Origin of the sequence: Aquimarina macrocephali JAMB N27 (genome assembly GCF_000520995.1) — a bacterium.
Lineage (GTDB): Bacteria > Bacteroidota > Bacteroidia > Flavobacteriales > Flavobacteriaceae > Aquimarina > Aquimarina macrocephali.
The window spans coordinates 1-1,114 of record NZ_JACA01000121.1 but is presented as its reverse complement, the minus strand read 5'-3'; the positions used below and the strand labels follow the sequence as shown (position 1 = coordinate 1,114).

General features: G+C 27.2%; 1 protein-coding gene. It reads right to left on the bottom strand.

Annotated features, from left to right (window positions below):
• Nucleotides 1-221 precede the first annotated feature (221 nt).
• Complete coding sequence (locus Z054_RS0127400) at nucleotides 222-908, bottom strand: Crp/Fnr family transcriptional regulator (RefSeq protein WP_024773141.1); 687 nt, start codon at nucleotides 906-908, stop codon at nucleotides 222-224.
• Nucleotides 909-1,114 lie beyond the last annotated feature (206 nt).

Genomic DNA, 1,114 nt, shown 5'->3' with positions numbered 1-1,114 from the left:
ATAAATACTTAAAAAAATTTGATTTCATAATAAGTTGAATTTGTGTTTACTATTTTGCCAAAAGTATTAGATGCTTAGAATTAAAAGTCCATATTCATCAAGTAAATAATTGATTTATATCAACTGTTTATTTGATATTTGTTAATTATTTACAAACACAGCACAGCTTATCAGTTTTTTTAAATTATTGATAATCAAAACATTACATTTAAATTAATCAACTATCTAAAATTAGCAACCGTGATTAATTTTTTTGTATCCTTAATGAGAATAGTATTTTTTTCAACATCTATAATTTGTTCTTTTTTGAAATCATGTAATACCCTTATCAAAGATTCAATCGAAGTACCAATTAAGTTACTATGGTCTTTTCTCGATAATTTGAAGCAACCCTTTTCTTCAAAGAATTCATCTAGTCTTAATATCGATAAAGCAGTCCGTTCTCTAACACTATGTTGAGCCATGATCTTAGAGTTACTAATAAACACTCCAAATTCATGACTAATACTCCTTAAAAGGCCTTGAAGTATTTCTTGATTATCTTCAATTATTGACAGAAAGATTTCTTTAGGAATCAAATGAAGTAGGCAATCTGTAAGACAAGCAGCAGAATGAGAATACACTTCTTTACAGAGCAGGTTATGATGGCCTAGAATTTCGTTTTCTCTGATTAGGTAAAAGATATGTTCTTTACCATTTAACCCAGTAGCGTATTTTTTTATTTTTCCTTTTTTCAATACATATACTCCGCTGGGAATAGTACCTTCATAGAACAATACTTGTCCTTTCTTTAGTTTTATCGGAATTATATTTTCTTCTATCAAAGATGAAATATTGTCCGGAATCATTTCAAAAATATTGGAACTCATAAAAGAATATCGTTTATGAGGAAAAAGAGTGTTGATCATAATATTTAAGTTGAGTTTTGTTTGTCTAAAACAAGTCAAGCTTAAAATACCCTACTTTTATTTTTATTTTTTTTATTCTTAAAGAAAAAAGAGATACTACCAAATGGCAGCACCTCTTTTTACAACTATCAAAAATAATATACCTAAATACTAATTATTAGTATTAACAACCCTACCATTCAATGCTTGAACTGGTCTGAAATTTT

What these genes read in the sequence shown, in the direction of transcription:
- Z054_RS0127400 (WP_024773141.1), bottom strand. Translation starts at nt 908, where the DNA reads ATGATCAACACTCTTTTTCCTCATAAACGATATTCTTTTATGAGTTCC.